Source organism: Methylobacterium sp. J-076, from assembly GCF_022829405.1.
Classification (GTDB): domain Bacteria; phylum Pseudomonadota; class Alphaproteobacteria; order Rhizobiales; family Beijerinckiaceae; genus Methylobacterium.
In genome coordinates, this window is record NZ_JAKSXW010000133.1 from 62,610 (window position 1) to 85,624 (window position 23,015).

Annotated in this window: 25 protein-coding genes; 10 read left to right on the plus strand and 15 right to left on the minus strand. The window is 71.0% G+C overall.

All coding sequences use genetic code 11. The annotated features are described in order from the left end of the window. Window positions 1-29 precede the first annotated feature (29 nt). The 9 genes from MKK53_RS15755 to MKK53_RS15795 form a co-directional block, all read right to left on the minus strand. Entirely contained in the window at window positions 30-389 is a 360-nt protein-coding gene (locus MKK53_RS15755; RefSeq protein WP_243929654.1) for a hypothetical protein, read from the minus strand. Window positions 390-568: 179 nt separating this feature from the next. Beyond that, window positions 569-3,121, minus strand: coding sequence for a TonB-dependent receptor (locus MKK53_RS15760; RefSeq protein ID WP_243929655.1), 2,553 nt, complete (start codon window positions 3,119-3,121; stop codon window positions 569-571). A gap of 227 nt (window positions 3,122-3,348) precedes the next feature. Then, the gene (locus tag MKK53_RS15765) at window positions 3,349-3,969 is read right to left on the minus strand and encodes a hypothetical protein (RefSeq protein ID WP_243929656.1); all 621 of its coding nucleotides are present in this window, start codon (window positions 3,967-3,969) and stop codon (window positions 3,349-3,351) included. Continuing rightward, window positions 3,966-4,859 (minus strand): ABC transporter permease, encoded by an 894-nt coding sequence (locus MKK53_RS15770; protein ID WP_409564346.1) that lies wholly within the window; start codon window positions 4,857-4,859, stop codon window positions 3,966-3,968. The genes MKK53_RS15765 and MKK53_RS15770 overlap by 4 nt, the downstream gene beginning before the upstream one ends. Before the next feature lie 7 nt (window positions 4,860-4,866). After that, window positions 4,867-5,613, minus strand: a complete 747-nt coding sequence (locus MKK53_RS15775) for an ABC transporter ATP-binding protein (RefSeq protein WP_243929658.1) — start codon at window positions 5,611-5,613, stop codon at window positions 4,867-4,869. Next, entirely contained in the window at window positions 5,610-5,846 is a 237-nt protein-coding gene (locus tag MKK53_RS15780; protein ID WP_243929938.1) for a hypothetical protein, read from the minus strand. Before MKK53_RS15780 ends, MKK53_RS15775 begins: the two co-directional genes overlap by 4 nt. 197 nt (window positions 5,847-6,043) lie before the next feature. After that, on the minus strand, window positions 6,044-6,430 hold the full coding sequence (locus MKK53_RS15785) for a hypothetical protein (protein ID WP_243929659.1): 387 nt from the start codon (window positions 6,428-6,430) through the stop codon (window positions 6,044-6,046). Window positions 6,431-6,599: 169 nt separating this feature from the next. Then, window positions 6,600-7,583 carry a YVTN family beta-propeller repeat protein gene (locus MKK53_RS15790; RefSeq protein ID WP_243929660.1) on the minus strand — a complete coding sequence of 328 codons (984 nt, stop codon included), beginning with the start codon at window positions 7,581-7,583 and terminating at the stop codon, window positions 6,600-6,602. A gap of 131 nt (window positions 7,584-7,714) precedes the next feature. Then, a complete protein-coding gene (locus tag MKK53_RS15795) occupies window positions 7,715-8,941 on the minus strand; it encodes an ABC transporter substrate-binding protein (protein ID WP_243929661.1) in 1,227 nt (408 codons plus the stop codon). A gap of 194 nt (window positions 8,942-9,135) precedes the next feature. On the opposite strand from MKK53_RS15795, the gene MKK53_RS15800 reads away from it, so the two are divergent. From MKK53_RS15800 to MKK53_RS15830, 7 genes are all read left to right on the plus strand, one after another. Then, the gene (locus MKK53_RS15800) at window positions 9,136-9,660 is read left to right on the plus strand and encodes a DUF3280 domain-containing protein (RefSeq protein WP_243929662.1); all 525 of its coding nucleotides are present in this window, start codon (window positions 9,136-9,138) and stop codon (window positions 9,658-9,660) included. 280 nt (window positions 9,661-9,940) lie between these two features. After that, window positions 9,941-10,639: a (5-formylfuran-3-yl)methyl phosphate synthase gene (locus MKK53_RS15805; RefSeq protein WP_243929663.1), complete on the plus strand. Its 699-nt coding sequence runs from the start codon at window positions 9,941-9,943 to the stop codon at window positions 10,637-10,639. Then, complete coding sequence (locus tag MKK53_RS15810; RefSeq protein WP_243929664.1) at window positions 10,636-11,211, plus strand: uridylate kinase; 576 nt, start codon at window positions 10,636-10,638, stop codon at window positions 11,209-11,211. Before MKK53_RS15805 ends, MKK53_RS15810 begins: the two co-directional genes overlap by 4 nt. After that, window positions 11,208-12,761 carry a DUF6513 domain-containing protein gene (locus tag MKK53_RS15815; protein WP_243929665.1) on the plus strand — a complete coding sequence of 518 codons (1,554 nt, stop codon included), beginning with the start codon at window positions 11,208-11,210 and terminating at the stop codon, window positions 12,759-12,761. The genes MKK53_RS15810 and MKK53_RS15815 overlap by 4 nt, the downstream gene beginning before the upstream one ends. Window positions 12,762-12,765: 4 nt before the next feature. Beyond that, a complete protein-coding gene (locus MKK53_RS15820) occupies window positions 12,766-13,371 on the plus strand; it encodes a DUF447 domain-containing protein (protein ID WP_243929666.1) in 606 nt (201 codons plus the stop codon). Between the two features lie 20 nt (window positions 13,372-13,391). After that, the gene (locus MKK53_RS15825; RefSeq protein ID WP_243929667.1) at window positions 13,392-13,925 is read left to right on the plus strand and encodes an SRPBCC family protein; all 534 of its coding nucleotides are present in this window, start codon (window positions 13,392-13,394) and stop codon (window positions 13,923-13,925) included. A 44-nt stretch (window positions 13,926-13,969) separates the two neighbouring features. Beyond that, window positions 13,970-14,890 carry a YncE family protein gene (locus MKK53_RS15830; RefSeq protein ID WP_243929939.1) on the plus strand — a complete coding sequence of 307 codons (921 nt, stop codon included), beginning with the start codon at window positions 13,970-13,972 and terminating at the stop codon, window positions 14,888-14,890. Window positions 14,891-15,201: 311 nt separating this feature from the next. Here MKK53_RS15830 and MKK53_RS15835 read toward each other — a convergent pair whose 3' ends face one another. From MKK53_RS15835 to MKK53_RS15860, 6 genes are all read right to left on the minus strand, one after another. Then, the gene (locus MKK53_RS15835; protein ID WP_243929668.1) at window positions 15,202-15,402 is read right to left on the minus strand and encodes a hypothetical protein; all 201 of its coding nucleotides are present in this window, start codon (window positions 15,400-15,402) and stop codon (window positions 15,202-15,204) included. 93 nt (window positions 15,403-15,495) lie between these two features. After that, entirely contained in the window at window positions 15,496-16,644 is a 1,149-nt protein-coding gene (locus MKK53_RS15840; protein WP_243929669.1) for a chlorophyllase/cutinase-like alpha/beta fold protein, read from the minus strand. Between the two features lie 98 nt (window positions 16,645-16,742). Continuing rightward, a complete protein-coding gene (locus tag MKK53_RS15845) occupies window positions 16,743-16,940 on the minus strand; it encodes a hypothetical protein (protein WP_243929670.1) in 198 nt (65 codons plus the stop codon). Window positions 16,941-17,059: 119 nt separating this feature from the next. Then, window positions 17,060-17,506, minus strand: coding sequence for a response regulator (locus tag MKK53_RS15850; protein WP_243929671.1), 447 nt, complete (start codon window positions 17,504-17,506; stop codon window positions 17,060-17,062). Window positions 17,507-17,938: 432 nt separating this feature from the next. After that, entirely contained in the window at window positions 17,939-18,808 is an 870-nt protein-coding gene (locus tag MKK53_RS15855; RefSeq protein WP_243929672.1) for a dienelactone hydrolase family protein, read from the minus strand. A 54-nt stretch (window positions 18,809-18,862) separates the two neighbouring features. Further along, on the minus strand, window positions 18,863-19,780 hold the full coding sequence (locus MKK53_RS15860; RefSeq protein WP_243929673.1) for a YihY/virulence factor BrkB family protein: 918 nt from the start codon (window positions 19,778-19,780) through the stop codon (window positions 18,863-18,865). Window positions 19,781-19,994: 214 nt separating this feature from the next. On the opposite strand from MKK53_RS15860, the gene MKK53_RS15865 reads away from it, so the two are divergent. The 3 genes from MKK53_RS15865 to MKK53_RS15875 all read left to right on the plus strand — a co-directional run bounded on the left by MKK53_RS15865 (window position 19,995) and on the right by MKK53_RS15875 (window position 22,958). Further along, on the plus strand, window positions 19,995-20,891 hold the full coding sequence (locus MKK53_RS15865; RefSeq protein ID WP_243929674.1) for a DMT family transporter: 897 nt from the start codon (window positions 19,995-19,997) through the stop codon (window positions 20,889-20,891). Window positions 20,892-20,982: 91 nt separating this feature from the next. Beyond that, complete coding sequence (locus MKK53_RS15870) at window positions 20,983-22,533, plus strand: FAD-dependent oxidoreductase (RefSeq protein ID WP_243929675.1); 1,551 nt, start codon at window positions 20,983-20,985, stop codon at window positions 22,531-22,533. 218 nt (window positions 22,534-22,751) lie between these two features. Continuing rightward, on the plus strand, window positions 22,752-22,958 hold the full coding sequence (locus MKK53_RS15875) for a hypothetical protein (protein ID WP_243929676.1): 207 nt from the start codon (window positions 22,752-22,754) through the stop codon (window positions 22,956-22,958). Window positions 22,959-23,015 lie beyond the last annotated feature (57 nt).

Genomic DNA, 23,015 nt, shown 5'->3' on the forward strand with positions numbered 1-23,015 from the left:
CCGTGCAGCCCTGGGTCGCCTCGTGGCGACTACGGCAGGGCGCCGGCCTTCTCCTTGGCCTTCATGATCGTCTGACGGCAGGCGTCGGCCTTGCCCGCCTTGTCCTCTTCGCGGGCCTGGGCGACGAGCTTCTTGGCCTCCTCGACGCCCGAGGCGGTCGGCTTCACGTCCTTGTCCGAGGGGGTCAGCTTCGGCGGGGTGGCGAGGGCCTTGTCGGAATGGGACGAGGTGACGCCGCCCGGCGGCGTGGTGCCCGTGACCTCCGCCGCGCCCGCGCTGTTGAGGCGCTTCTCGAGCGTGCTCACCTCGTCGGCGCAAGGGGTGGCCAGGGCCGGGCCGGCGGCAGCGGTCGCCACGGCGGCGAGGGCGAGAACGAGGCGAAACTTCATCAGGACGGACTCCCAGGTGGCGGCTCGGCAGTGAAGGACGGCGCCGGCTCGCCTGCGGGATGCTGACGCGGTAGCGGACGAGGCTGTTCCCGAGACAGGACGCCGCGCCGGCCGCGGCCCCGAACGCAGAAGGGCCGCGCACCCTGCGGTGCGCGGCCCCGTTTCGGCGTGCGGGCGGATCAGTACTTGCGGATGATCGGCTCGGGGGACATCGGCACCGGGTCGGCGCCGAAGGCGTACTTGAAGCCGCCATAGATCGACAGCGGCTGCGCCAGCGTGGTGGTCCGCGGATCGTTGATCGAGAGGTTGCCCGCCACCGCACCCGGCTCGGCGAACGTGCCGAACGTCGCGTAGCGGTTGTTGGTGAGGTTGGTGATCAGGCCGAACACCTCCAGGTTCTTCGTGACCTGATACTTCGTCTGCAGGTTCAGGACGTAGTAGGGCGGCAGCTTCCGGTTCAGGTTCGACTCGTCGCCCCGGTAGAAGGACGAGGAGAAGGCCTGGAGGTAGAGGCCCACCTGCCACTCCGGCGTGATGAAGTAGTCGAAGCCGGCCTTGATCTGGTGCGTGGGCACCAGCGGCACGACGTTGCCCCGCCGCACCTGGATCGCGCCGTCGTCGGCGAGGGGGTTGTTGGGCGAGGACAGGGTGCCGTTGAACTGGAAGGTCGCGTCGATCAGGGCGTAGTTGGCGTAGACCCGCAGGTAGTCCGCCGTGTACTCGCCGCCGACTTCGATGCCCTGCCGCTGGGTGGCGGGCACGTTCACGAAGTAGGCGCGGGCGGTGTTGCCCGGGGTGGCGAGCGACAGGATGTCGTTCGACAGGTCGGTGCGGAAGGCGCCGATCTTGTAGGTGATGACGCCGCCGTCATAGGTGTTCGGCAGCTGGCCGCGGAAGCCGACCTCGTAGGTCTGCCCGGTCACCTGCTTCAGCGGCGGGTCGGCGACCAGGGAGTTCGGCAGCAGGCACGGCTGGTTCGGGTTGGCGCAGGCGAGTTCCAGCGGCGTCGGCGCACGGTTCGATTCCGAGTAGCTGCCGTAGAGGTTCAGCGCGTCGAAGAACCGGTAGGTCAGGCCCGCCACCGGGTTGATCTTGTTGTAGTAGTGCGTGCCCGTCACGTCCGGCGAGAAGCCGGTGAGGTCCATGCTCTGGATGCGCGCGAAGTTCAGGCGCGCCCCGGCCGTCAGGGAGAGCCGGTCGGTCAGGTCCACCGTGTCCTGGGTGTAGAGGCCGAGATACAGGTTCGAGCCGTTGACCGAGCTCGGCGCGATGCCGAGCGCCCCGGCGGTGCGCAGGTAGGGCGTGCCCAGGCCCGGGATCGTGCCGTAGAACGGGTTGTTCGGATCGGTGGTGATCGACAGGTTCGGGTTGATGACGCCGAGGGTGCTCGATGACTTGAACGAGTAGTTCGCCGCGTCGATGCTGCCGCCGACGATGAAGGCGTTGTTGAAGCCGAAGACGCGGTCGCGGTTGGCGGCCTGCAGCGAGCCGCCGTAACCGGTGGCCTCGGTCCGCGTCACGTCCAAGGTGCCGTAGGGCACGTTCGCCGTGAACGGGATGGCCCGGTTCTGCTGGCCGAGGATCAGGAACTGGTTGCGGAAGGCGAGCTGCGTCTGGCCGGCGGCCGGGCTGAAGCCGTCATCCTCGAAGCAGAGGGAGCCCCGGAAGCTGCTCTGCCGGCTGCACTGCTCGAAATTGCCGTCGTTGCCATCGACGTAGGTCTGGCTGAAGCGGCGGAAATAGGCGTTGCCGGCGAGGTCCCAGGTCGGGGAGATGTCCACCCGGCCGGTGAGCTGCAGGGTGCCGACATCGGTCGTCGTGGTCTGCGGGTAGGTGAAGATCGCCCGGGGGTCGGAGTGGGTGAAATCCACCGGCGTGGCGGCGGCGGCGCCGAAGAAGCTGCGCGCGGCGAGGCCGATCAGGTGGAACTCCGCATCCTGCGAGCGGTAGCCGATGTCGCCGTACATCCGGCCGATCGTGCTCGGGCTCTCGTAGCGCCAGCCGCGGTCGTTCAGCCCGTCGCCGGTGAAGTAGAAGCTCCAGGGGCCGGAGACCTTGCCGTATTCGAGGTAGCCCGCCGTGCGCGCGTCGGAGCCGCCCCAGGCGCTGATCTCGGTGCCCTGCCAGGTGAAGCCGTTCTTCATCTGGATGTTGACCGCGCCGCCGAGGGCGTTGAGGCCGAAGACCGGGTTGCCGGTCACCACGTCGATCCGCTGGATCGCCTGCGGGGGGATCAGGTCGAAGTTGACGATGTCGCCGAAGGCTTCGTTGATGCGCACGCCGTTCTGGTAGACGGCCAGCCCCTGCGGCACGCCCTGCACGGGCGAGGCGGTGAAGCCGCGATACGTCACGTCGGGCCGGTTGGAGTTGCCCTGCGAATCCGAGATGTTGAGGCCGGGGGTGCGGCGGGCCAGCGTCGCCACGACGTTGTCGGTGCCGAGGTCGGCCCGGATGTCCTGCGCCGTCACCGTCTCGACGGTGCTCGGGATCTTGTAGAGCGGCTGCTCGCTGCCCCGCAGGCGCGGCGCGGACACGGCGGCCACCGGCGCCAGCTGGTTGAAGTTCTGGACCGCGCTCGAATTGCCGCCGCCCGAGCCGACCGGCGAGGTCGCCACGACGCTGATTTCCCCGAGGGTCACAGCCTGCTGCGCCCATGCAGCGTTCACCACCATCGATCCCGCAAGGACCGATGCCGATGCCGTCAAGCACCCCCTGAGCGCCCGCAAAGACATCCCGTACCCCTCGACACCCAAGATCACGAGCCCGTTCGATGCGGGCTTCGATGCACTGATGTCGGGGTGGGCGGGAGACTGCAATCGTCCCCCGGCCCTGGGTGCCCATCATTCGGCCGGGGGGCGCACTATCGTGCCTGACGTGACCCGATCGCCACAGTTTTATTGCGCAAAACCAATGACTTAGGGGATATTCGGCAAGCTTTTCCGGGACGATTCGGCAAGGCTCAGAGGTGCGCCTGTATCCGCTTGCCGATCTCCCCGAGGCGCTGCTCCAGAAGCTGGGGCACCTCGCAGACGTAGGTGAGGGACTGGTTCCGCTCCTGGAAGATCCGCCGGTCCCAGGCGAACTTGGTCTCGAGGTCGGTCTGGTCCTTGGGCAGTTCCGTGGCGTCGCCGGTGCTGGGCGCGTCCTTCACCTGGCTCACCTTGTCCGCCTCGTCGCGGATGCGCTCGGCCATCCGGCGCTGGCCCTGGGCGTAGCGGGCGATGCCGCCCATGATCTTGTTGCGCTCGCCGTTGATGACCTCGAACACCCCGGCGTAGACGCGGGTGAGCGCCTTGTCCTTGGCGTCCTTGTCGGTGCCGAGCTTGGCGACGTAGGCGTCGATCAGCGGATCGACCTGCGACAGGTCGGTGCGGCGGGAGGCGATCTTCTGCGCCAGCGCGGCGGCGTCGTTGTCGTCCCCCCAATCCCCGGCCGCGGCGATGTCGGGCCCGGTCCAGAACTGGCCGGGACTCAAGGTTTCGACCTTGCGCTGGACGCAGGGCCAGTCCGAATCGGGCCGGGGCTGGGCCGCCGCGGCGGTGGCGGAGAGCAGGAGGGCGAGGGCAGCGTGTCTGATCATGGCGTATCTCCGGCCGGCCCGCCGCGCCGGGCCATGAGGCCGCGGCCCGGATCGTAGGCGATCACGGCCATCGCGAAGAAGGCGAGCGTGGTCCCCACGACCACGAGGCAGGACACCGGCTCCAGCTGCTCGTAGAGCGCGAAGCGCACAAGCTGCACGGCGTGGGTGAACGGGTTCAATTCGCAGATCCAGTACAGCGTCTCGGACGATTCCCGGATCCGCCACAGCGGGTAGAGGGCTGACGAGGCGAAGAACATCGGAAAGATCACGAAGTTCATCACGCTCGCGAAATTCTCCAGCTGCCGCACCAGCGACGACAGGAACAGGCCGATGGCCCCGAGCATCATCCCCGCGGCGAGGAAGGCCGGCAGGGCCGTCAGGTAGCCGAGCGCCGGGATGTCGGTCTCCCAGAAATACGCCACCGCGAGGAACGTGTAGGCCTGGACGATGGACACGGAGACGCCCGCGATCAGCTTGGCCAGCAGCAGCATCCAGCGGGGATAGGGCGAGGTCAGCAGCACCTTCATCGAGCCCACCTCGCGGTCGTAGACCATCGAGAGGGAGGATTGCATGCCGTTGAACAGCTGGATCATCACCGCCAGCCCCGGCACCACATAGACCTCGTAGAGCACGTAGGTCTGGTAGGGCGGTTCGATGGAGACGCCGAGGGTGTTGCGGAACCCGGCGGCGAAGATGAACAGCCACACCAGCGGCCGCACCAGCGCCGAGAAGAACCGCTCCTTCTGGTTGAAGAAGCGCAGCAACTCCCGGCGGACGATGCCGCCGAGGCAGATCAGGTAGCCGACGGCATCGAGCCGGCCGAGCTGGCGCGAGGCGGCGTGGGTCTTGGTGTCGAGTTCGACGACGCGAGACGACGAGGTCATGGGCATCCCACCTTCACGCCGCCTGCCTCCCACGCTCGGCCACGAGGCGGCGGAAGGCGTCCTCCAGGCTCTCGGCCCCCTGGGCGATGGTGCCCGCCGTGCCGCGCCCCACGATGCAGCCGAGGTGGAGCACCACCGCGTCGTCCTCGGGGCGGATCTCCTCGAAGATGTGCGTCGCCCAGAGCACGGACAGGCCCTCCTCGCGGACCAGGGCGCGGACGATCGCCACGATCCCGGCCCGGGATTCGAGATCGAGGCCCACGGTCGGCTCGTCGAGCAGGAGCAAATCCGGCCGGTGGACCAGGGAACGGGCGATCTCGATGCGCCGGGACTGGCCGCCCGACAGGGTGCGGACCTTCTCGCCGCGCCGGTCGGCGAGGCCGACCCGGTCGAGCAGCTCGGCGATCCGCGCCTTCCCGGCCCTGCGGGGGATGCCGTGCAGGCTCGCGTGGTAGAGCAGGTTCTGCTCCACGGTGAGGTCGGTATCGAGGGTGCGGGCCTGGAACACCACGCCGAGGCGGGCCAGCGCCCGCGAGGGCTCCCGGTCGAGGCCGTGGCCGAAGATCGCCACCCGGCCGCTCTGGTTGGTGTAGAGCCGGGTGATCACCGAGAACAGGGTCGTCTTGCCCGCTCCGTTGGGGCCGAGCAGGGCCGTGAACCGGCCGCGCTCGACAGTCATCGACACGTCGTCCAGGGCGGCCCGCGTCCCGAAGCGGTGGCCGACATTGGCGACGAGGAGGGCCGGCGCCTCGGCGGTCATCGGCCGAGCGCCTTCCGGGCGTCGGCGACGGCGTCGAGGCACTCTTCGAACTCGCCCTCGCGCTGCTCGCGCTCGGCGTTGCGCAGGGCCTTCTTCAGCTTCGGCACGGCGACCTCGGGCGGATCGGTCGCCAGGGCGTCGCGGATCATCGTGATCCCCTCCGCGCAGGACGAGGCATCGTCTCCCGCGAAGGCGGGCGTGGCGATCAGCAGGCCGAGGATGACGAGCGCGATCCCCCTCCCCCCTCTGCGGGGGTGGGTACCCTGCACAGCAGGGGGGGAGAGGGGAGCGACGGTTCCAGAGTTGTCACGCGCGATGCCACATCCGGCACCGTCGTTCCCCTCTCCCGACCCCCGCTGACGCGGGGGCCACCCTCCCCCGCAGAGGGGGGAGGGAGAAGGCGTGGTGGTGGTCGTGGTGAAACCGTCCATCACTTCACCGTCAGGGTGCCGGTCATGCCCTTCGCCTCGAGCCCCCGCGCCTCCCACTTGTAGGCGCCGGGCTTGATGGCGACGAACTCGATGGCGATCTCGCCGGGCTCATCGAATTCGAGGTGATCGGGCGGGCCGCCGCCATGGATCTCCTTGTGCTCGATGACGATCTGGTTGAGCCAGATGTAGCGGAAGAACTCCGGCGCGTAGAACTTGTACTCCTGCCCACCCTTGGCGACGATCCGCAGGCGATAGGCCTTGCCGGATTCGAGTTCGATGTCCTTGTTCTCGACCACGAAGTCGTTGCCCTGGTCGTTGCCGAGGACGAGGTCGGGTAGGTTCTCGCGCTTGCGCGTGAGGTCGGTGGCCGAGGCCGGCGCGATCATCACTCCCGTCATTGCGAGCGCGGCGAAGCACTCCAGGGCAGCGGGCCGCCTCCGACCCTGGCGCCGCTGGATCGCTTCGCGCTGCTCGCAATGACGGCGAGTTCGCAAGAACTGTCCGAGAAAAGGCATTCGCACTCCGTCGAAAGCGGGCGGCAAGAGTCCCAAAGACTCAGTTCGGCGAGATCGCCACGCCCCACGGGAGCAGACCCACGGGGATGCTTTTGACCACCTTCTCCGCCTCGACATCGATCACCGAGACGTCGTTCGACGTGCCGTTGGTGGTGAAGATCTGCTTCTGGTCCGGGGTGAAGGCGAGCTGCCAGACGCGCTGGCCCACGGGGAGGTACTTCTGGACCTCGTAGGTCTTGGCATCGATCACCGCGACGCGGTTCGCCGGCCCGAGGGCGACGAAGGCCTTCGTGCCGTCCTTGGTGATGCGGATGCCGACGGGCTGGATGGCCTCGTCGTTCACGCTCGGGATCTTGAAGGTGATCTTCTTCACCACCCGCCGGGCGGCGACGTCGATCACGCTCACCGTGCCGCCGACCTCCGCCGAGACCCAGAGATACTTCCCGTCGGCCGAGAACTCCGCGAAGCGCGGGCGGGCATCCACCAGCACGTTGTCGATCACCTGGAAGGTCTTGGTGTCGATGAAGTGGGCCATGTTGGTCGTCTCGGAAGTGTTGACCAGGATCGTCCCGTCGGGCGACAGGCCCATCCCCTCCGGCTCGACGCCCACCGGCACCTCGGCGAGCACCTTGTTCTTCTCGATGTCGATGATCGTGACTTGGCTGTCGTCCTCGTTGGCGACGTAGAGGGGGTTGCCGGAGGCCGCGAGGATGAACTGCTCCGGGTCCGGCCCCGAGCGGAGCGAGCGCACGACCTTGCCGTTGCTCGTGTCGAGCACGTCGATCCGGTCGTCGTCGCTGGCGCAGACGAACAGTTCCTTGCCGTCCTTCGAAAGGGTGACGCCCCGGGGCCTGCGGCCGACCTTCCACGTCGCGGTCACCGCCATCGTCGCGGAATCGATGACGCTGACGGAGTTGCCCTTCTCGTTGGTCACGTACGCCGTGAAGGCGAAGGCCGGCACGCCCGAGGCGAGCCAGAGCCCGAGGGCGGTCGCTCCCCACCCTGCCCCATGCTTGCGGCCCATCCCTGCTCCTCCCATGGGCGCCCTCGAGGGACGCTTCTCGCGATGGATTGTAGTATTCTCGCCCGGAGATGCGAGGCCGAACGGCGCCGCAGGGCCGCCTCTCACGGGAACTTGCCTTCGAAGACCTTGCCTTACGGGAACTTGCAGGTCGTCTCCGGCAGGTCGGTCCCCAGGGTGTCGAGGGGGCTGCGCTGGTGCAGGAAGCCCTGCTCCGGGGCCACCGAGACCATGGATTTCGGCTGCACCACGATGACCGGCTGGCGCATCTGGTGGTCCCAGGGGCGGAAGCTGAGGGACGTGCCCTTGTAGGCCGGCAGGCCGAAGGCCGGGTCCGTCAGGAACGGGGCGATGGTGGCGGGGTCGTTGGCCTTCTTGGCCGTGACGGCGTCGCCGACCGTCCGCACCGCCATCCACGCCTGATAGTCGAGGGGCCGCATCAGCCGCCCCGCCAAGCGCCGGAACCGGTTCTGCGCCTGCGCGGCGCCCCAGGTCTCCAGCACGGGCGACCACGTGGTGGGGGTGAGCCCCTGGGTGCCGCCCACCGGGCGGGGATCGACCGTGCGGTAGGGGACGTAGTCGCCCCAATCGCCCTCCTCGTCGGCGACCACGGCCATGTCGTAGTCGAGCCCCCGGGTGAACACCATCGCCTCCGCCCGGGTCGGCGTGTCGCCCCGGGCCTTGGCCAGGGGCCCGAAGGTCCAGGGCTTGTCCGCCGTGACCTTCAGGGCGAACTTCCGCGCCGAGTGGCGCATGGCGTCGGCATACGCCTTGTCGGCCTCGGTCGGGCCGACGATCAGGAACACCTTCCGCCAGCGCATCACGGTCAGGTACTGCGCCAGGGCGTCGGTGAGCATCGCCCGCGAGGGCAGGACGTGGAACACGTTGGCCCGGCAATCCGCCCCGCGGAGGCGGTCGTCGGGCGCCCCGGCATTGAACACCACGGCCCCCGACTCCTTCACCGCGTCGGCGACCTTCAGCACCTGATCCGCCGGCAGGGTCAGCACGAGGTAGTGGACGCCCTTGGCCACGAGATCCTTGGCCGCCGCCACCGGGTCCGCGTCGGCGGCGAGGGCCTTCTCGTCGAGCACGAAGCTCTGCTTCATGAACCGGCCGGTGGTGTTGTCGTCGGCGATGCCCATCCGGGCGCCGGCCACCCCCTCGTCCTCGGGCACGGCCTCGGCATCGTAGGAGGCGGGCGCCTCCTGGGGCCGGTAGATCACGCCGATATGCGTCTCGATCGGCGCCTGCACCGGTGGCCGGGCGGGCTCCTGGGCCAGGGCCGGGCCGGCGCCGGCCGTGAGCAGCGCGAGGGCGGCGAGCAGCGGGCCGGGACCGGAATGGGATGCACGATCTTGCATGCAGGCGGCCTGTATCAGCATCGGAGGGGAGGGCTCAACCCGTCCGGCGGGGAACTCGGCCGGGAAAAACGCGTCTGAGTGTCGGGAGTTGGGGCGCGTCCCACGGCTCGTCCATTGCCAAAACGTCCCAGCGAACGAATTCACCGCGCACAAGATGCACGGCCCCGGGGGCCGGCGACCGGAGGAGACGCCCGATGCGACCGACGACCCGGCTACTGGCCGCCCTCGCAGGGCTCGCCGCCGCCGGCTGGACCGGCGCCGCCATCGCGGCGACCGAGAAGGCCGCGGTCTTCCCCATCGAGCTGCACGACCCGTCCGCGGCCTATGGCAGCCGCCTCCGCCCCCTGGACGCCAAGAAGCTCACCCTCGTGACGGACGAGCTGCGGACCTCCCTCAAGAGCCAGGGCGGCCTCGACGTGATCGACACCGCCCCGGCGGCCAAGGAGGTCGAGCAGCAGGGTCCGCTCTACAAGTGCAACGGGTGCGCGGGCGACATCGCCAAGGGACTCGGCGCCGACCTGGTGGTGACGGGCTATGCGGAGCGCGGGGCGAACCAGATCTTCAACCTCAACGTCACCATCGCCGAGGTCGGCACCGGCAAGTTGATCCGCGGCGGGCAGGTGACGATCCGCGCCGACGACGACAACACCTGGGCCCATGCCATGCGCTGGCTGGTGAAGAACCGGCTGCTGGCCGAGCCCCTGCCCACGAAACAGTGATCGAGGCCGCCCCGTCCCTCGGCCCCGGCGCGAACGGGCCCTCACCGTCGTCCCGAGGATGGCGGCCGCCGGGGGATGCGAATCCCTCGGGGATCGAGACGCCCGCGCGCCCTTCCGTCTGCGCGCGTGAAGACGGGCTCGGATGACGGCCGCCGATCCCTCCTGCCCGACCTTTCCGGCCAGCCTCCCAGGCACGAGGGGCGGGTGGGATCCACCGGCCGGTCACGAAACGTGTTTCCCTCCGGCCCGCTCTGGGCTAGCCCAGGGCTGTCGTTCCGGAATGCGTCCCACCGTGTCAGCTGTTCCCCTCCCTCGCCTCCTCGTGAGCGTGCGCGATCCGGCCGAAGCCGAGGCCGCGCTGCTTGCCGGCGCCGACTTGATCGACGCCAAGGATCCCGACCGGGGGGCGCTCGGCGCCCTCGCCCCGGAGACGGTCGCCGCAATCATGGCCCGCCTGCCGGACGAAGGCGTCGAGACGAGCGCGGTGGCGGATTCCGCCGAGAGCCTCGTCGCCATGGCGCGCAGCGGGGCGCGCTGGGTCAAGCACGGAGTGCCGCGCAGCGGTTGGCGGGACGAGGCCCACCTGGCGCGCATCGCCGGCTCCGTGCCCGGCCGGGTGATCGCGGTGCTGTTCGCCGAGGACGAGCCGGGCGCCCATTGCGTCCCGGCCCTGAAGGCGGCGGGCTTCGCGGGGGCGATGATCGACACCGCGGGCAAGGACGGCGTCCGCCTGCCGGACCTGCTCGGGCCGGAGGCGCTGGCCGCCTTCGTCTCGGCCTGCCGCGCCCAGTCCCTGCTCTGCGGCCTCGCCGGCTCCCTCAGGATCGCCGACATCCCCGCCCTCTCGGCGGCGGGGCCGGACTATCTCGGCTTCCGGGGCGGCCTCTGCCGCGGCTTCGACCGCACGAACGGGATCGACCCCCTCCGGGTGGCGGAGGCCGTGCGGGCGCTGCGCCCGCACGCGCAGGACGCGGCGTGAGGGTTGTCGTCAAGGTCGGGGGAAGCCTCCTCGCGGACGAAGCGCGGCTGCGCGCCGTGCTAACGGCCCTCGCCGACGGGGCGGAGGGCCCCTGCGTGGTCGTGCCGGGGGGCGGCCGGGATGCCGACACCGTGCGCACGGCCCAGGCGGAGGAAGGGTTCTCCGATGCCGAGGCGCATCGCCGCGCCCTCGGCGCCATGGGGGCGACCGCGGCACGGTTTCGCGCCGTCGCGCCGGGGCTCTCCCCGTCCCTCGCCCCCTGGGACGAGACCTCGGCGGCGACGGCCCTCGTCTGGGACCCGGCCCTGCTCCGCGACGGCCATCCCGCCATCCCCGAAACCTGGGACGTCACCTCCGACAGCCTCGCCCTGTGGCTCGCCGCGCGGATCGGCGCGCCGGCCTGCATCCTGGTCAAATCCGCCGACGCCCCGCCCGGCTCCGATGCGGAGGCGCTGTCGCGCAGCGGGTTGGTGGACGCCGCCTTCCCGTCCTTCGCGCGGGTCTTCTGCGGGACGATCGCGGTCCGCGGGCCCGGCGGCCACGTCCCGGTCCCGCGCAGGAGAGCGGCATGAGCGCCCCTGATCACATCGTCTTCGTCACCGGCCGCCTCGCCCGGCCGCGCCTGGAGAAGATCGCCGCCAGCCTGCCGGAGACGTTCCGCTGGAGCATCGCCGATGCCGGCGTGAAGGTCGCCGCGCTGATGACGGAGGAGATCATCAAGCGCCGCGTGGCGATGCCCGAGGGGGCGAGCCGGATCGTCCTCCCCGGCCGCTGCCGGGCGAACCCGGAGGCGCTGGCGGCGCATTTCGGCCTGCCGGTGGAGCGGGGGCCCGACGAGATCGTGGACCTGCCGGCCTGGCTCGGGCTCGCGGGGCGCAGCCTCGACCTGTCGGGCTACGACGTGCGCATCTTCTCCGAGATCGTCGATGCCTCGAAGATGACCCCGGACCAGATCCGCGCCAAGGGCCTGGACCTCGCCCGGCGGGGCGCCGACGTCATCGACCTCGGCGGCCTGCCGGATACGCCGTTCCCCCACCTGGAAGCCTCGGTGCGGGCGCTGAAGGACGCGGGGCTGCGGGTCAGCGTCGATTCCTTCTCCCGGGACGAGTTGGCCCGGGGGGCGAAGGCCGGGGCCGACTTCCTGCTCAGCCTCAACGAGGACACCCTCGACCTCGCCTTCGAGACCGACGCGGTGCCCGTCCTCGTGCCGACCCGGCCGGAGGACCTGCCCTCCCTCGACCGGGCGATCGCGCGGATGCTGAAGGCCGGGAAGCCGTTCCTCGCCGACCCGATCCTGGAGCCGATCCACCACGGCTTCGTGGACTCGGTCGCCCGCTACCGGGACACCCGCGCCCGCTGGCCCGACATCGAGATGATGATGGGCACCGGCAACCTCACCGAACTCACCGAGGCCGACAGCCTCGGCGTCACCGCCCTGCTGATGGGGATGTGCTCGGAACTGGCGATCCGCAACGTGCTGATCGTGCAGGTCTCGAACCACACCCGCCGCACCGTCGAGGAGCACGACGCCGCCCGCCGGGTGATGCACGCGGCCAAGGCCGACGCCGCCCTGCCGAAGGGCTACGGCCGGGCACTCCTGGCCCTTCACGACAAGCGCCCGTTCGTGCAGACGCCCGAGGAGATCGCCCAGGCCGCCGCCGACGTCCGCGACCCGAACTACCGGATTGCCGTGGCCGAGGACGGCATCCACGTCTACAACCGCGACATCCACAGGGTCGGCACCGACGCGATGGCCTTCTTCCCCGATCTCGACGTGAGGAGCGACGGGGCGCACGCCTTCTACCTCGGCGCCGAGCTTGCCAAGGCCGAGACCGCGTGGCGCCTGGGCAAGCGCTACGTGCAGGACGAGCCGCTGGAATGGGGCTGCGCCGCCGACGCCGTGGACGAGGACACCACCGCCTTCAAGAAAGCCGGCCACACCAAGCATTCCGGCCCCGACGCCCCGCCGCGGATCACCCGCGACGCCCGCGCCCCGGAGGCGGACGCCTCCCCGCCCGAGACCGTCACCGACACCCAGGCCCGCGCGGAGACTGATCCCGCGCCCGCGCCACGCGGCGAGCGGATCGTCTGCGGCCGCCTCGTTCCCTCCGACGGGGCGTGAGGCGATGCCGCTGATCCTCGAGACCATCGTCACGACCCTCTCCCCCGAGGGGGCGCTCCATCTCGTGCCCTTCGGGCTGATCCGGGAGGACGGCCCGGCGGGGGAGGACACCTACGTGCTCGCCCCGTTCCGGCCCTCGCCGACCATCGACAACCTGAACGCCAGCCCGTACTTCGCCGCCTCGAGCCCGCGCGACATCCGGGTGATCGCGGGCGCCGTCACCGGCCGGAGGGACTGGCCGACGGAGCCCTGCGAGACGATTCCCGGCCGCCGCCTCGCCGACAGCTTCGGCCACGCGGAGCTGGAGGTGGCCGCGGTGGAGGAGGACGCGCAACGGCCCCGCTACCGCGCCCGCATCCGCCACCTCGCGGCCCATGCGCCGTTCATCGGCTACAACCGGGCGCAGGCCGCGGTGCTGGAGGCGGCGGTGCTCTCGACCCGGCTGCACATGCTGGAGCCGGAGAAGATCCTATCTGAGATGGCCTACCTCGCGATCGCCATCGGCAAGACGGCGGGTCCCCGCGAGCGTGAAGCCTGGGGCTGGATCGAGGACAAGGTCGCCGGAGCCCTCGGCCCGGACGCCCGGATCCTCGGCCGGAAGAACGACTGAGACTGGAGGAGAGAACGCACATGAGAAAGATGACCCTGGCGACGGCGGCCGCCGCCGCATTGGTGGCGGTGACGGCACAGGCGCACGGGCCGACCCGTCGCAAGGTCGCCGAGTCGATCGAGATCAACGCCCCGGCCGACAAGGTCTGGGCCGTCGTCGGCGACTGGAAGGATGCGAACTGGGTTCAGAACGTCACGAAGACCGAGACCCAGGGCGACGATCCGTCGAAGTCCAAGCGCGTGCTCACGCTCAAGAGCGGCAACACCATGAACGAGACCGGTGGCAAGTATAAGCCGGACGACAAGCTGTTCATGTTCTACATCGACAAGGTCGATGTGAAGGACCTGCCGGCCAACGACTATTCCGGCACGATCACGGTCGAACCAGCCGGCGACGGCAAGTCGAAGGTGGAGTGGAAGTCGGCGTTCTACCGCGGCTACATGAACAACGACCCGCCGCCGGACCTGAACGACGAGGCGTCCGAGAAGGGCGTCAGCGACTGGGTCAAGGGCAGCCTCGAGAACCTGAAGAACAAGGTCGAGAAGGGCTCTTGAGCCGCATCACCCCCCGCCCGGCGCTCGCCGCCGGGCTCGCGGCGATGATCCTGTCCCTCGCGCCGGCCCAGGCGGGGCCGGCGCGGGAGGCCATCGTCACCGTGCAGCTCGCCAACGCGGTGGAGGTGGTGGACCTCGCCGCGAACCGGGTGGTGCGCCGCATCCCCGTGGACGGGGCGCCGGCCGGCATCGCCCTCTCCCCCGACCGGAGGCGGGCCTACGTGACCCGCCCCGAGGGCCACGGCCTCGCCGTGCTCGACCTCGATGCGGGCACGATCCTCGCGGAGATCCCCCTGCCCGGCGGCCCCCTCGGCGTGGCGGCCGACCCGCGCGGCGGGACGGTCTACGTGGCGGATTGGTACGGCAGCCGGGTTTTCGTGCTCACCGAACGGAACGGCACGCTCGCGGCCGACGGCGAGATCGCGGTGGGGCAGTCCCCCTCCGGCATCGCCGTCAGCCCGGACGGGGCCACCCTCTACGTCGCCAACCGGGAGGCGGACACGGTCTCCGTGGTCGATGCGGCCTCACGGAAGGAGACGAGGGTCATCCCCGTCGGCGGCCACCCGTTCGGCGTCACCCTCGATGCGGCGGCGGGGCGGGCCTACACGGCCAACGTCACGGGCGACGACGTGTCGGTGATCGACGTGGCGGCGGGCAAGGAGGTCGGCCGGGTGCCGACCGGGCGGCGGCCCTACGTGGTCGCCCTGCTGAACGGGCGGGGCTTCGTCACCAACCAGTACGCCGACAGCGTGACCGCCTTCGACCTGACGACCCTCAAGCCCCTGGCCGAGATCGATGTGGGGGACCATCCCGAAGGCATCGCCGCCGACGCCGCGACGGGGCGCCTCTACGTGGCCGACTGGGGGGACAACAGGCTGACGGTGATCGACGGGGCGAGCCTGAAGGTCGTGGCGCAGGTCGCCACGGGCAACGGACCCCGGGCCTTCGGCGACTTCCTGCGCTGAGGGCTTCACCCCGCGCGCCGTCGCGGGCGCAGCGAACCGGGGCACCGGGCCGTCTCCCCCCACGGCGGCGGCGGATCGCTTCGCCCCGAACGCGATGACGGCGGCGCTCGCGGGGAAGACGGCTGAGCCGTTTCCCCCACCCCTTGGATCAGGCGTTCCCGCGGCTCCGTGCGCGCCCCCTCCCCCCTGTGGGCAGGGATTGGGGGTGGCCGCCGGACGAAGCGCCCCGGTGCCTCCCGAACCGCCCCAGCTCCCCGCAAGGGGGAGGACGGCGCCTCGAGCCTGACGACCCAGCTTGTCCGGGAAGCGCGCTACACCGGATGCCGCTGCGGCGCCCGGCGGTAGGCGGCACGGGCCAGGACCAGGGCGCCGCCATATTGGAGGACGCTGTTCTCGCAGAGTATCTGCGGGCCGAGATGGGCCTGCAGCAGCCACCGCGTCGCGGCGTTCAGCAACAGGAGCGTGAGGCAGAAGGCGGCGGCGGCGAGCAGCGTGGCGACGAATTCCGGCATGGCGCGTCCCCCTGAAGGCACGGTCACGCATGGGCGGCCCGTGCCGCCATGCCGGGTGAGCTTAGCAAAGCCCGGGCCAGAGACCAGAGGGGGTCAGCGCCGGCCGGATTCGCCCCCGTTGGCCACGGCGGGCGCCTTCGGGGGCTTCGGGATCTCGACGGCGAGCCGCTTCACCGGCCAGCCGTCGCTCCACCGCTCCATGTCGGCGAGGCGGGGGTTGGCCTTCAGCGACACGGCATCCGCCCCGGAGAAGGCCGCCGCGGCGGCGAGGTCGAAGGTCTTCCAGAAGCCGAGGTAGTCGAGGGCGTCGGCCCGGGCGATGTTGATCTGCGAGACCAGGGTCTGCTGCTCGCCGGTCAGGGCCATCTCGGCGGACCAGCGGAACGGCGGGGGCTTGGGCGCGTCCTTGGGCTCCGGCGGCATCTTGATCGCGCCGGCATCGTAGGCGGTGTCGAGGCCGGCGGGGGCGGCGAGCGTCGCCGTCAGGGCCGGGAACCCGTGGTCGTCCGACAGGGCGCGCACGAACAGCTTGCGCTCCGGGGGAACCGCGCTCGCCTCGCGCAGGAGCCGCCGCGACGCCATGTCGGCGGCGCGGGCGTCCTTGTCCCCCACCATGGCGACGAGGAGCGTCTGCGGCGCGATCCGCCCCAGGTCGTCGAGGACGATGCCCCGGGATTTCGGCCCCGTGGCGATGCCGCCGGGCACCGCGGCGAAGATCAGCTTCGGGGTGGGCAGCCCGTCCTTCTCGGCGTCGGCGGCCAGGTCCATCGCCAGGGGCGCGCCGGCCAGATGGCCGATCATGGCGACCTTCGACAGGTCCGGCTTCGCGTCCTTGTCCGCGGCGATCTCCCCGAAGGCGGCCTTCAGCAGCGCCCCGGCCACGGCCGGCGCGTCGGAGGGGCGGGTGCGGTTCAGCTCCTGGAAGCGTGGGAACAGCACCACCCAGCCCTTCCGGGCGAGATGATCGATCCAGGACCCGTAGCTCTGCGGGTTGACCGCCCCCCAGCCGTGCAGGAACACCGCCACCGGCCGCCCGGCTTCCGGCGCGGGACCCTCGGCGTAGAAGGCATAGGTCGGCGCGCTCGGCCGGCCGAGGGCGCGTTTGACGACGGTCGCCTTGCGGTCTCCGATCCCGCCCGGCCCGTCGCCGGGCTGCACCGGGGGACTGGCCGCCTGGGCAGCGGACGCGGCGACGGCGAAGACGCCGGCTGCGAGCGTTGCACGGAGGACATTAAGACGCATGACGGCCTCGGTTGACGGTACTTCCAGGCCGGATTGGACCGGTGGATGTCCCCATAACAGATTCGCCGCCTTTGGCGATGGAGCGCCCCCGGACTTCGTCAAGTGATCGCGTGGCGATCCAGTCCGGCCTGGTCCAGGGTCCGCAGGAGGACGAGGATCGCCTCCGGCGTCTCGTCGCCCGGCTGCCCGTAATCGTCGCGCAGCCTCTCCCCGATCGCGGCGGCGATCAGGGCGTCCTGGGACTGGGCGCCCAGGTGGCCGAAGGAATCGGCGTGGTTTTCAGCGACGATGTTCATGGCATTCGATGTTCAGGGCGTGCGGTCTGATGACCGGAGGGCGTCGGCCGGTGAAGGAAAGCCACGAACGCGGGACCGGCGCGAAAGTTTCACGCCACCGTGACCGGGTGCGCCGTCTGTCAAGCCTGCTGCTGCACCTTGCCGCCGGGGCCGATCACCTCCGGCCCGCCCGCGGTCGGCGGGTGCCCAGCCGCCTCCTGCACCCAGGCCAGGATGTCCTCGGCGCGCCAGGGCTTGGGGATGAAGGTCGCGGAGACGCGCAGGTCGCTCGGCTGGTCGCCCGCATCGCCCGAGGTCAGGAGCACCCGCACCTTCGGCCACGTGACGCCGATGATGCGCGCCAACTCGAAGCCGCCGATCGGGCCGGGAGTCCGCACGTCGGAGAAGACGACGCTGACCTCGTCTCCGCGGTCGTTGAGGATCGACAGGGCCCGGTCGGCCGTCTCCGCCTCGATCACCGTGAAGCCCGTATCCTCGAGCAAGGTGGCCGCGAGGAAGCGCTCGTCGGGCTGGTCCTCCACGACGAGGATGACGGGCTTTCGTCCAGGCTGTCGCGCGTCGCTCATCGAGCCGCTAATCCACTAGGTCTGAACGGTGGAGGCGACGATCGGTTCATCACGGGATTCGTCGCACCCGCCGGACCCGCGCAGGCACAGATCCTCCCTGTTCCATCGCACAAACGACAGGATACGGCCGTGTCATTCAGAACACAGCCGCCATCCAACGGCCGAACAACTTCGCTGCGCTTGAAGTGCTCGCGTGAAATCGCTGCTTCGAAAAGTCCACGTTGGTTGGACGTCGCCGTCGCCACCGGTCGTTCGGCACTTCGTCATCGTGAGCGCGACGGGGCGATTCCCGGCGACGGATCGTGGACGGGCGCGCCACGGCCGAATTGCTTGGGCCATGCCGCGCAAGGAGCGTCGGCGTCTTTCGACAGCCCTCCGCCTCGTCGTGGCCGGGGCGAAGGAGCCGGTGCGGCCAATTCGCCCCGGCCGGGTTCAGACCCCGTGCGCCTTCAGGAAGGCCAGCGCCCGGTTCCAGCCATCCCCGGCGGCGTCCTTGCGGTAGCTCGGACGGTAGTCGGCATGGAAGCCGTGCGGCGCCTCGGGATAGACGACCAGCTCCACCTCCTTGCCGGCGGCCTTCGCCGCGTCGCGGGCCGCCTCCACGGAGGCGACCGGGATCCCCGTATCGGCCCCGCCGTAGAGGGCCAGAAGCGGCGCATGGATCTCCCCCGCCACGTCGCCCGCGGTGCGGGGCTGGATCGCCGTGCGCTCGCCGCCGAGGGGGCCGTACCACGCCACCGCCGCCTTCAGGTCGGTGCGGTGGGCGTCGTAGAGCCATGCCGCGCGCCCGCCCCGGCACCAGCCCATCACCGCCAGGCGCCGCGGGTCGCCCTTGGCCGCGGAGGTCGCCCAGACCACCGTCGCGTCGAGGTCGCCGATCCACTGGGCGTCGGGCGTCTTGGAGATGACGTCGGCGATGATCTGCTTGACGTCGGTCATCGTCGAGAGGTCGCCCTGCCGGGCGTAGAGTTCCGGCGCCACGGCGCAGTAGCCGGCCTTGGCGAGCCGGCGGCAGATGTCCTTGATGTACTCGTGGACCCCGAAGATCTCCTCGACGACGAGGATCACCGGGAAAGGCCCCTGGCCCTTCGGCATCGCCCGGTAGGCGGGCATCGGCCCGTCGCCGGCCGGGATCGCCACCTCGCCGGCCTCGATCCCGTCCGCGTCGGTGTGGATCACCTGCGCCTCGACCCGCGTCGTGGCCAGGGTCAGGCCGCTCATCAGGCTCGTCATCACGAAGCCCCGCCGCGACAGGGGCGAGCCGACGAGACCGTCGAGACCGGCATTGGCATCGTCCCGCATATCAACCCTCGGTTGTCCTAAACGGGAAGGGCTAGCCGGCCGGGGCGGGTGCGGTCAAACGGGCGGGGTCGCCCGGGCGCCCTCCGCCGACCGTTCCAGGGCGGCGGCCTGCCGCGCCCGCATCCGGGCCTGGAGGTGGCTGCGGCGGGCGGCGATGGCGGTGCCGTTGATCTCGCCGCCGAACAGGAACATCGCGGCGAGCCAGTACAGGAACACCAGGAACACCATGGCCGTGGCCAACCCACCGTAGGTCGAGGCGTAGGCGTTCGAAAATCGCTCCAGGTAGAAGCCGAAGCCGAGGCCGGCGAGGAACCACAGCACGAGCGTGACAGCGATCCCCGGCAGGACCGACACGATAGACCGGCGCCCCGCCGCCACGAACTTGTGGGCGATGACCAGCACGAAGGCGAGCAGCAGGGCCGTCACCCCGATCCGCCCGATGGCGACCGTCAGGCCCAGAGGCTCGAGCCCCGGCGCCACGAGGATCAGCTGGCTCCAGATCAGCGGGCCGAGCACCACGAGCAGGGCGAAGGCGAGGATCGCGAAGGCACCGCAGATCACGTAGCCGATGGATTCGAGGCGCGTGAGCCACCAGGGGCGGCTCTCGCGCAGGCCGTAGGCCCGGTTCAGCCCGACCCGCAGGCTCTCCACCCCGGAGGACGAGAAGTAGAGGGCGAACAGGGCGCCCAGGGTCAACACGCCCCCGCGCTGGGTGGTGAGCACCCGGTGAACCTCCGCGACGATGGGCGCGGCGATCTCCCGCGGCCACGCCTCGAAGATCAGCGTCCCGGCCTCGTCGGCGAGGGAGGCCGTGCCGAACAGGCCGGCCAGCGCCGCCAGCAGAATCAGGAAGGGGAACAGCGAGGTCAGGATCGACAGGGCGATGTGGCTCGCGATCGCCCAGCCGTCATGGGAGACGAAGCGCTGTGCGGCCAGACCCGCGACGCCGAGACCTTTGCGAAGTCTGCTCACGGGTTCGGGCCGCCCTCACCGCATTTCCGCGCCGTCGATGGCGGGGCGGGGCGGCCCACGTCAACGCCGCCGGCCCCGTGCACGGCCTTTGGCCACAGGGTGACGCCTTCGCGCAACGCCGGGATGGGCTGCCCCGCGGATTTGGCGGTTGCCCGAACGCGCCCGCCATGCTTGGCGCTTGCGGGCCTTTCGCCCCTCCGCACCGCGAGCGCAAGTGAGCCCGTCGCGTCCCCCGTCCCCGCCGCCGCGCGCGGCCGCCCTCGTGCCGGGCCTGTTCGTCCTGATCTGGTCGACGGGCTTCATCGCCGCCCGGGGGGCCGTGCCCCATGCCGACCCGCTGCTGTTCACCGCCATCCGGTTCAGCTGCGTGGCGCTCATCCTCGGGCTGATCGCCGTGGCCGCGAGGGCGCGGTTCCCGGCCGGCTGGAGGGGCTGGCGCGGGCCCCTGGTCGCCGGGTTCCTGATGCAGGGCGTCTACCTCTCGGGCACCTTCGTTGCCATCAGCCTGGGGCTGCCGGCGGGGATCGCCGCCCTGGTCGGCAGCCTGCAGCCCCTGCTCACCGCCTCCCTGGCCGGGCCGTTCCTCGGCGAGCGGGTCAGCCGGCGCCGCGCGGCGGGCATCGCCGTGGGCTTCGTCGGTGCCGGGCTGGTCCTGGCGCCGAAGCTCGGCGCCACGGACCCGTCCGGCATCCCGCCGACGGCGCTGGCCATCTCCTTCGCCTGCGTCGCCGCGTTGACGCTCGGCACCCTCTGGCAGAAGCGCACGGGCGGCGGCGGCGACCTGCTGGCGAACGCGGTGCTCCAGTTCCTCGGCGGCACGGCCTGCGCCGTACCCCTGGCGCTGCTGTTCGGCCATGGCGGGTTCGACCCGGTGGCGCCCCTGTGGCTGAGCCTCGGCTGGGCGGTGCTCGTGAACTCCGTCACCGGGGTGCTGCTGTTCCTCTACCTGATCCGGCGGGGGGCCGTGGCGGGCGTCGCCGCGCTGTTCTTCCTCGTGCCGCCGGTCTCCGCGGCGTTCGGCTACGTCCTGTTCGGGGAGACGCTGACCTGGGTCCAGGTCGCGGGAATGGGGGTCGCGGCCCTCGGCGTCGCCGTGGCGAACCGGGGCTGAGGGACCGCATCGTCGCGCCCGGCAACCGGACGGCCCGGCGCGACTTGTCCGCCGTGACGCCGGGGGGCGTCTGCCAGGAGCGACGTCAGCCATGCCCGGAACCGAGATCCGCCTCGCCCTCGATTCGATCCCGATGGGGGGCATGAAGGAGGGTTCGGCCGGGGAGGACAAGGTGCTGTTCGTGCGCGACGCCGACGGCGTGCGGGCGTTCCAGGCCAAGTGCCCGCATCTCGGCGCGCCCCTGGCGAAGGGCGAGATCTGCGGCGGGCGGCTCTACTGCCCCTGGCACAAGGCCGCCTTCGCGGTGGGTGACGGCAGCCTGGAGGAGCCGCCGGCCCTCGACGGGCTGACGCGCTACCCCGTCCGCATCGAGGGTGGGGAGGCGGTGGCCACGCTCACCCCCGAGGAGGCTCCGCGCAGGACGGCAGAAGCGGCGGCGGAGAGCGTCCTCGTGGTCGGCTCGGGGGCGGCGGCGGTGGCCTGCGTGAAGACCCTGCGCCGGGAGGGTTTCTCCGGCACCGTCACCATGGTCGGGCGCGAGGCGCACCCGCCCTACGACCGGACCAAGCTGTCGAAGCAGTTCCTGGCCAAGCCCACCCCGCCGGAGAAGACGCTGATCGAGCCCGATTTCGCGAAAGTCCACGGGGTCGAGCGGGTGACGGCCGAGGTGGTGCGGGTCGATCCGGCGACGCGGGTCGTGACGCTGGCCGACGGCCGCACGCTCACCGCCGACGCCCTCCTCGTCGCCACCGGCAGCCGGGCGGCGATGCCCGATTTCCCCGGCAGGGACCTCGACGGGGTGTTCACCCTGCGCAGCCTGGACGATGCCGTGCGCATCAGTGAGGCCGCGGCCGGGGGCAAGCGCGTGGTGGTAATCGGTGCGGGCTTCATCGGCTTGGAGGCCGCGGCCTTCCTGACCAAGCGCGGCCTGTCCGTGACGGTGCTGGCCCGCGAGGAGGTGCCCTTCGCCAAGCGGTTCGGCGAGGCGGTCGGCGCGGCGCTGAAACAGTACCACGCCGGCAACGGGGTGAAGTTCGAGGCGGGCTCCGTCGCCCGCATCGTCGGCGACGGGTCCGTCGCGGCGGTGGAGACCGAGGACGGGCGCAGCCTGCCGGCCGACCTCGTCCTGATCGGCGCGGGGGCGAAGCCGGAGACCGGGATCGTGGCGGGCGTCACACCCGACGAGAGCGGCGGCCTGCCGGTGGGCGGAGACCTCAGGCTCGCGGACGGCGTCTGGATCGCCGGGGACATCGCGGCCTTCCCGGAGGCGACGAGCGGCCTGCACGCGCGGATCGAGCACTGGCGCCTCGCGCAGCAGCACGGCACCCACGTGGCCCACGCCATCCTCGGCCGGGGCGGCGCCTTCTCCGGCGCGCCGTTCTTCTGGAGCAACCAGGGCGACAAGCGCCTCGACTACGGCGGCTACGCGCCGGACTTCGACCGGATCGTCCTGCAGGGCGATGCGGCGGCCCTCGATTTCATCGCCTTCTACGTCAAGGACGGGCGGGCGACGGCGGCCTGCAGCATCGGCCGCAACCCGGCCTTCACCGCTTTCCTGCACCTCCTGGGCGAGGACCGCCTCCCCTCCGCCGCGGAGATCGAGGCCGGGGCGGACCTTCGGGCCCTCGCCAAGCGGGCGTGACGCGCGGGCTCGCTCTCCGAGCCTGGCCGTCTCGTCAGTCCTGTCTTCCGGAGCTGTCCGGCCCGGCAGTCGGGGATATCGCCGCGAGAGGGGGGAAGGGGTGGCAGGCCGCCTCGGCTCCGGGCGGGGAGCCCCCCTGCGTCAGCACGGCACGGAACGGAGGGGCGGGCCGTGCGCTTCATCCTGTTCGCGCCGCATCCTGCGCGCCGGAGAAGGCCATGGACCAGATCCTCGTCATCGCGCTGATCTGCGCCTCCACCGTGCAGGGCCAGGACTGCTCCCGCGAGACCGCCCTCGACGTGATCACCGGGCCGGCGCACTCCCTTCAGGAATGCCTGATCCAGGGGCCGGTGCTCGCCGCCAGCTCCGGCTTCAAGGGCGAGGACGGCGCCTACCTGAAGACCCGCTGCGAGGTGAAGCACTGAGCCGACGTTGAACTTTGGTTCAAGGATCCGGCAACCGAATCTATTTCGGCGCGGGCC

Excerpts from the sequence above, each read along its gene's own strand:
- MKK53_RS15755 (WP_243929654.1), bottom strand. The coding sequence starts at position 389 with ATGAAGTTTCGCCTCGTTCTCGCCCTCGCCGCCGTGGCGACCGCTGCC.
- MKK53_RS15760 (WP_243929655.1), bottom strand. The coding sequence starts at position 3,121 with ATGTCTTTGCGGGCGCTCAGGGGGTGCTTGACGGCATCGGCATCGGTC.
- MKK53_RS15765 (WP_243929656.1), bottom strand. The coding sequence starts at position 3,969 with ATGATCAGACACGCTGCCCTCGCCCTCCTGCTCTCCGCCACCGCCGCG.
- MKK53_RS15770 (WP_409564346.1), bottom strand. The coding sequence starts at position 4,859 with ATGCCCATGACCTCGTCGTCTCGCGTCGTCGAACTCGACACCAAGACC.
- MKK53_RS15775 (WP_243929658.1), bottom strand. The coding sequence starts at position 5,613 with ATGACCGCCGAGGCGCCGGCCCTCCTCGTCGCCAATGTCGGCCACCGC.
- MKK53_RS15785 (WP_243929659.1), bottom strand. The coding sequence starts at position 6,430 with ATGATCGCGCCGGCCTCGGCCACCGACCTCACGCGCAAGCGCGAGAAC.
- MKK53_RS15790 (WP_243929660.1), bottom strand. The coding sequence starts at position 7,583 with ATGGGCCGCAAGCATGGGGCAGGGTGGGGAGCGACCGCCCTCGGGCTC.
- MKK53_RS15795 (WP_243929661.1), bottom strand. The coding sequence starts at position 8,941 with ATGCAAGATCGTGCATCCCATTCCGGTCCCGGCCCGCTGCTCGCCGCC.
- MKK53_RS15800 (WP_243929662.1), top strand. The coding sequence starts at position 9,136 with ATGCGACCGACGACCCGGCTACTGGCCGCCCTCGCAGGGCTCGCCGCC.
- MKK53_RS15805 (WP_243929663.1), top strand. The coding sequence starts at position 9,941 with ATGCGTCCCACCGTGTCAGCTGTTCCCCTCCCTCGCCTCCTCGTGAGC.
- MKK53_RS15815 (WP_243929665.1), top strand. The coding sequence starts at position 11,208 with ATGAGCGCCCCTGATCACATCGTCTTCGTCACCGGCCGCCTCGCCCGG.
- MKK53_RS15820 (WP_243929666.1), top strand. The coding sequence starts at position 12,766 with ATGCCGCTGATCCTCGAGACCATCGTCACGACCCTCTCCCCCGAGGGG.
- MKK53_RS15825 (WP_243929667.1), top strand. The coding sequence starts at position 13,392 with ATGAGAAAGATGACCCTGGCGACGGCGGCCGCCGCCGCATTGGTGGCG.
- MKK53_RS15830 (WP_243929939.1), top strand. The coding sequence starts at position 13,970 with ATGATCCTGTCCCTCGCGCCGGCCCAGGCGGGGCCGGCGCGGGAGGCC.
- MKK53_RS15835 (WP_243929668.1), bottom strand. The coding sequence starts at position 15,402 with ATGCCGGAATTCGTCGCCACGCTGCTCGCCGCCGCCGCCTTCTGCCTC.
- MKK53_RS15840 (WP_243929669.1), bottom strand. The coding sequence starts at position 16,644 with ATGCGTCTTAATGTCCTCCGTGCAACGCTCGCAGCCGGCGTCTTCGCC.
- MKK53_RS15845 (WP_243929670.1), bottom strand. The coding sequence starts at position 16,940 with ATGAACATCGTCGCTGAAAACCACGCCGATTCCTTCGGCCACCTGGGC.
- MKK53_RS15850 (WP_243929671.1), bottom strand. The coding sequence starts at position 17,506 with ATGAGCGACGCGCGACAGCCTGGACGAAAGCCCGTCATCCTCGTCGTG.
- MKK53_RS15855 (WP_243929672.1), bottom strand. The coding sequence starts at position 18,808 with ATGCGGGACGATGCCAATGCCGGTCTCGACGGTCTCGTCGGCTCGCCC.
- MKK53_RS15870 (WP_243929675.1), top strand. The coding sequence starts at position 20,983 with ATGCCCGGAACCGAGATCCGCCTCGCCCTCGATTCGATCCCGATGGGG.
- MKK53_RS15875 (WP_243929676.1), top strand. The coding sequence starts at position 22,752 with ATGGACCAGATCCTCGTCATCGCGCTGATCTGCGCCTCCACCGTGCAG.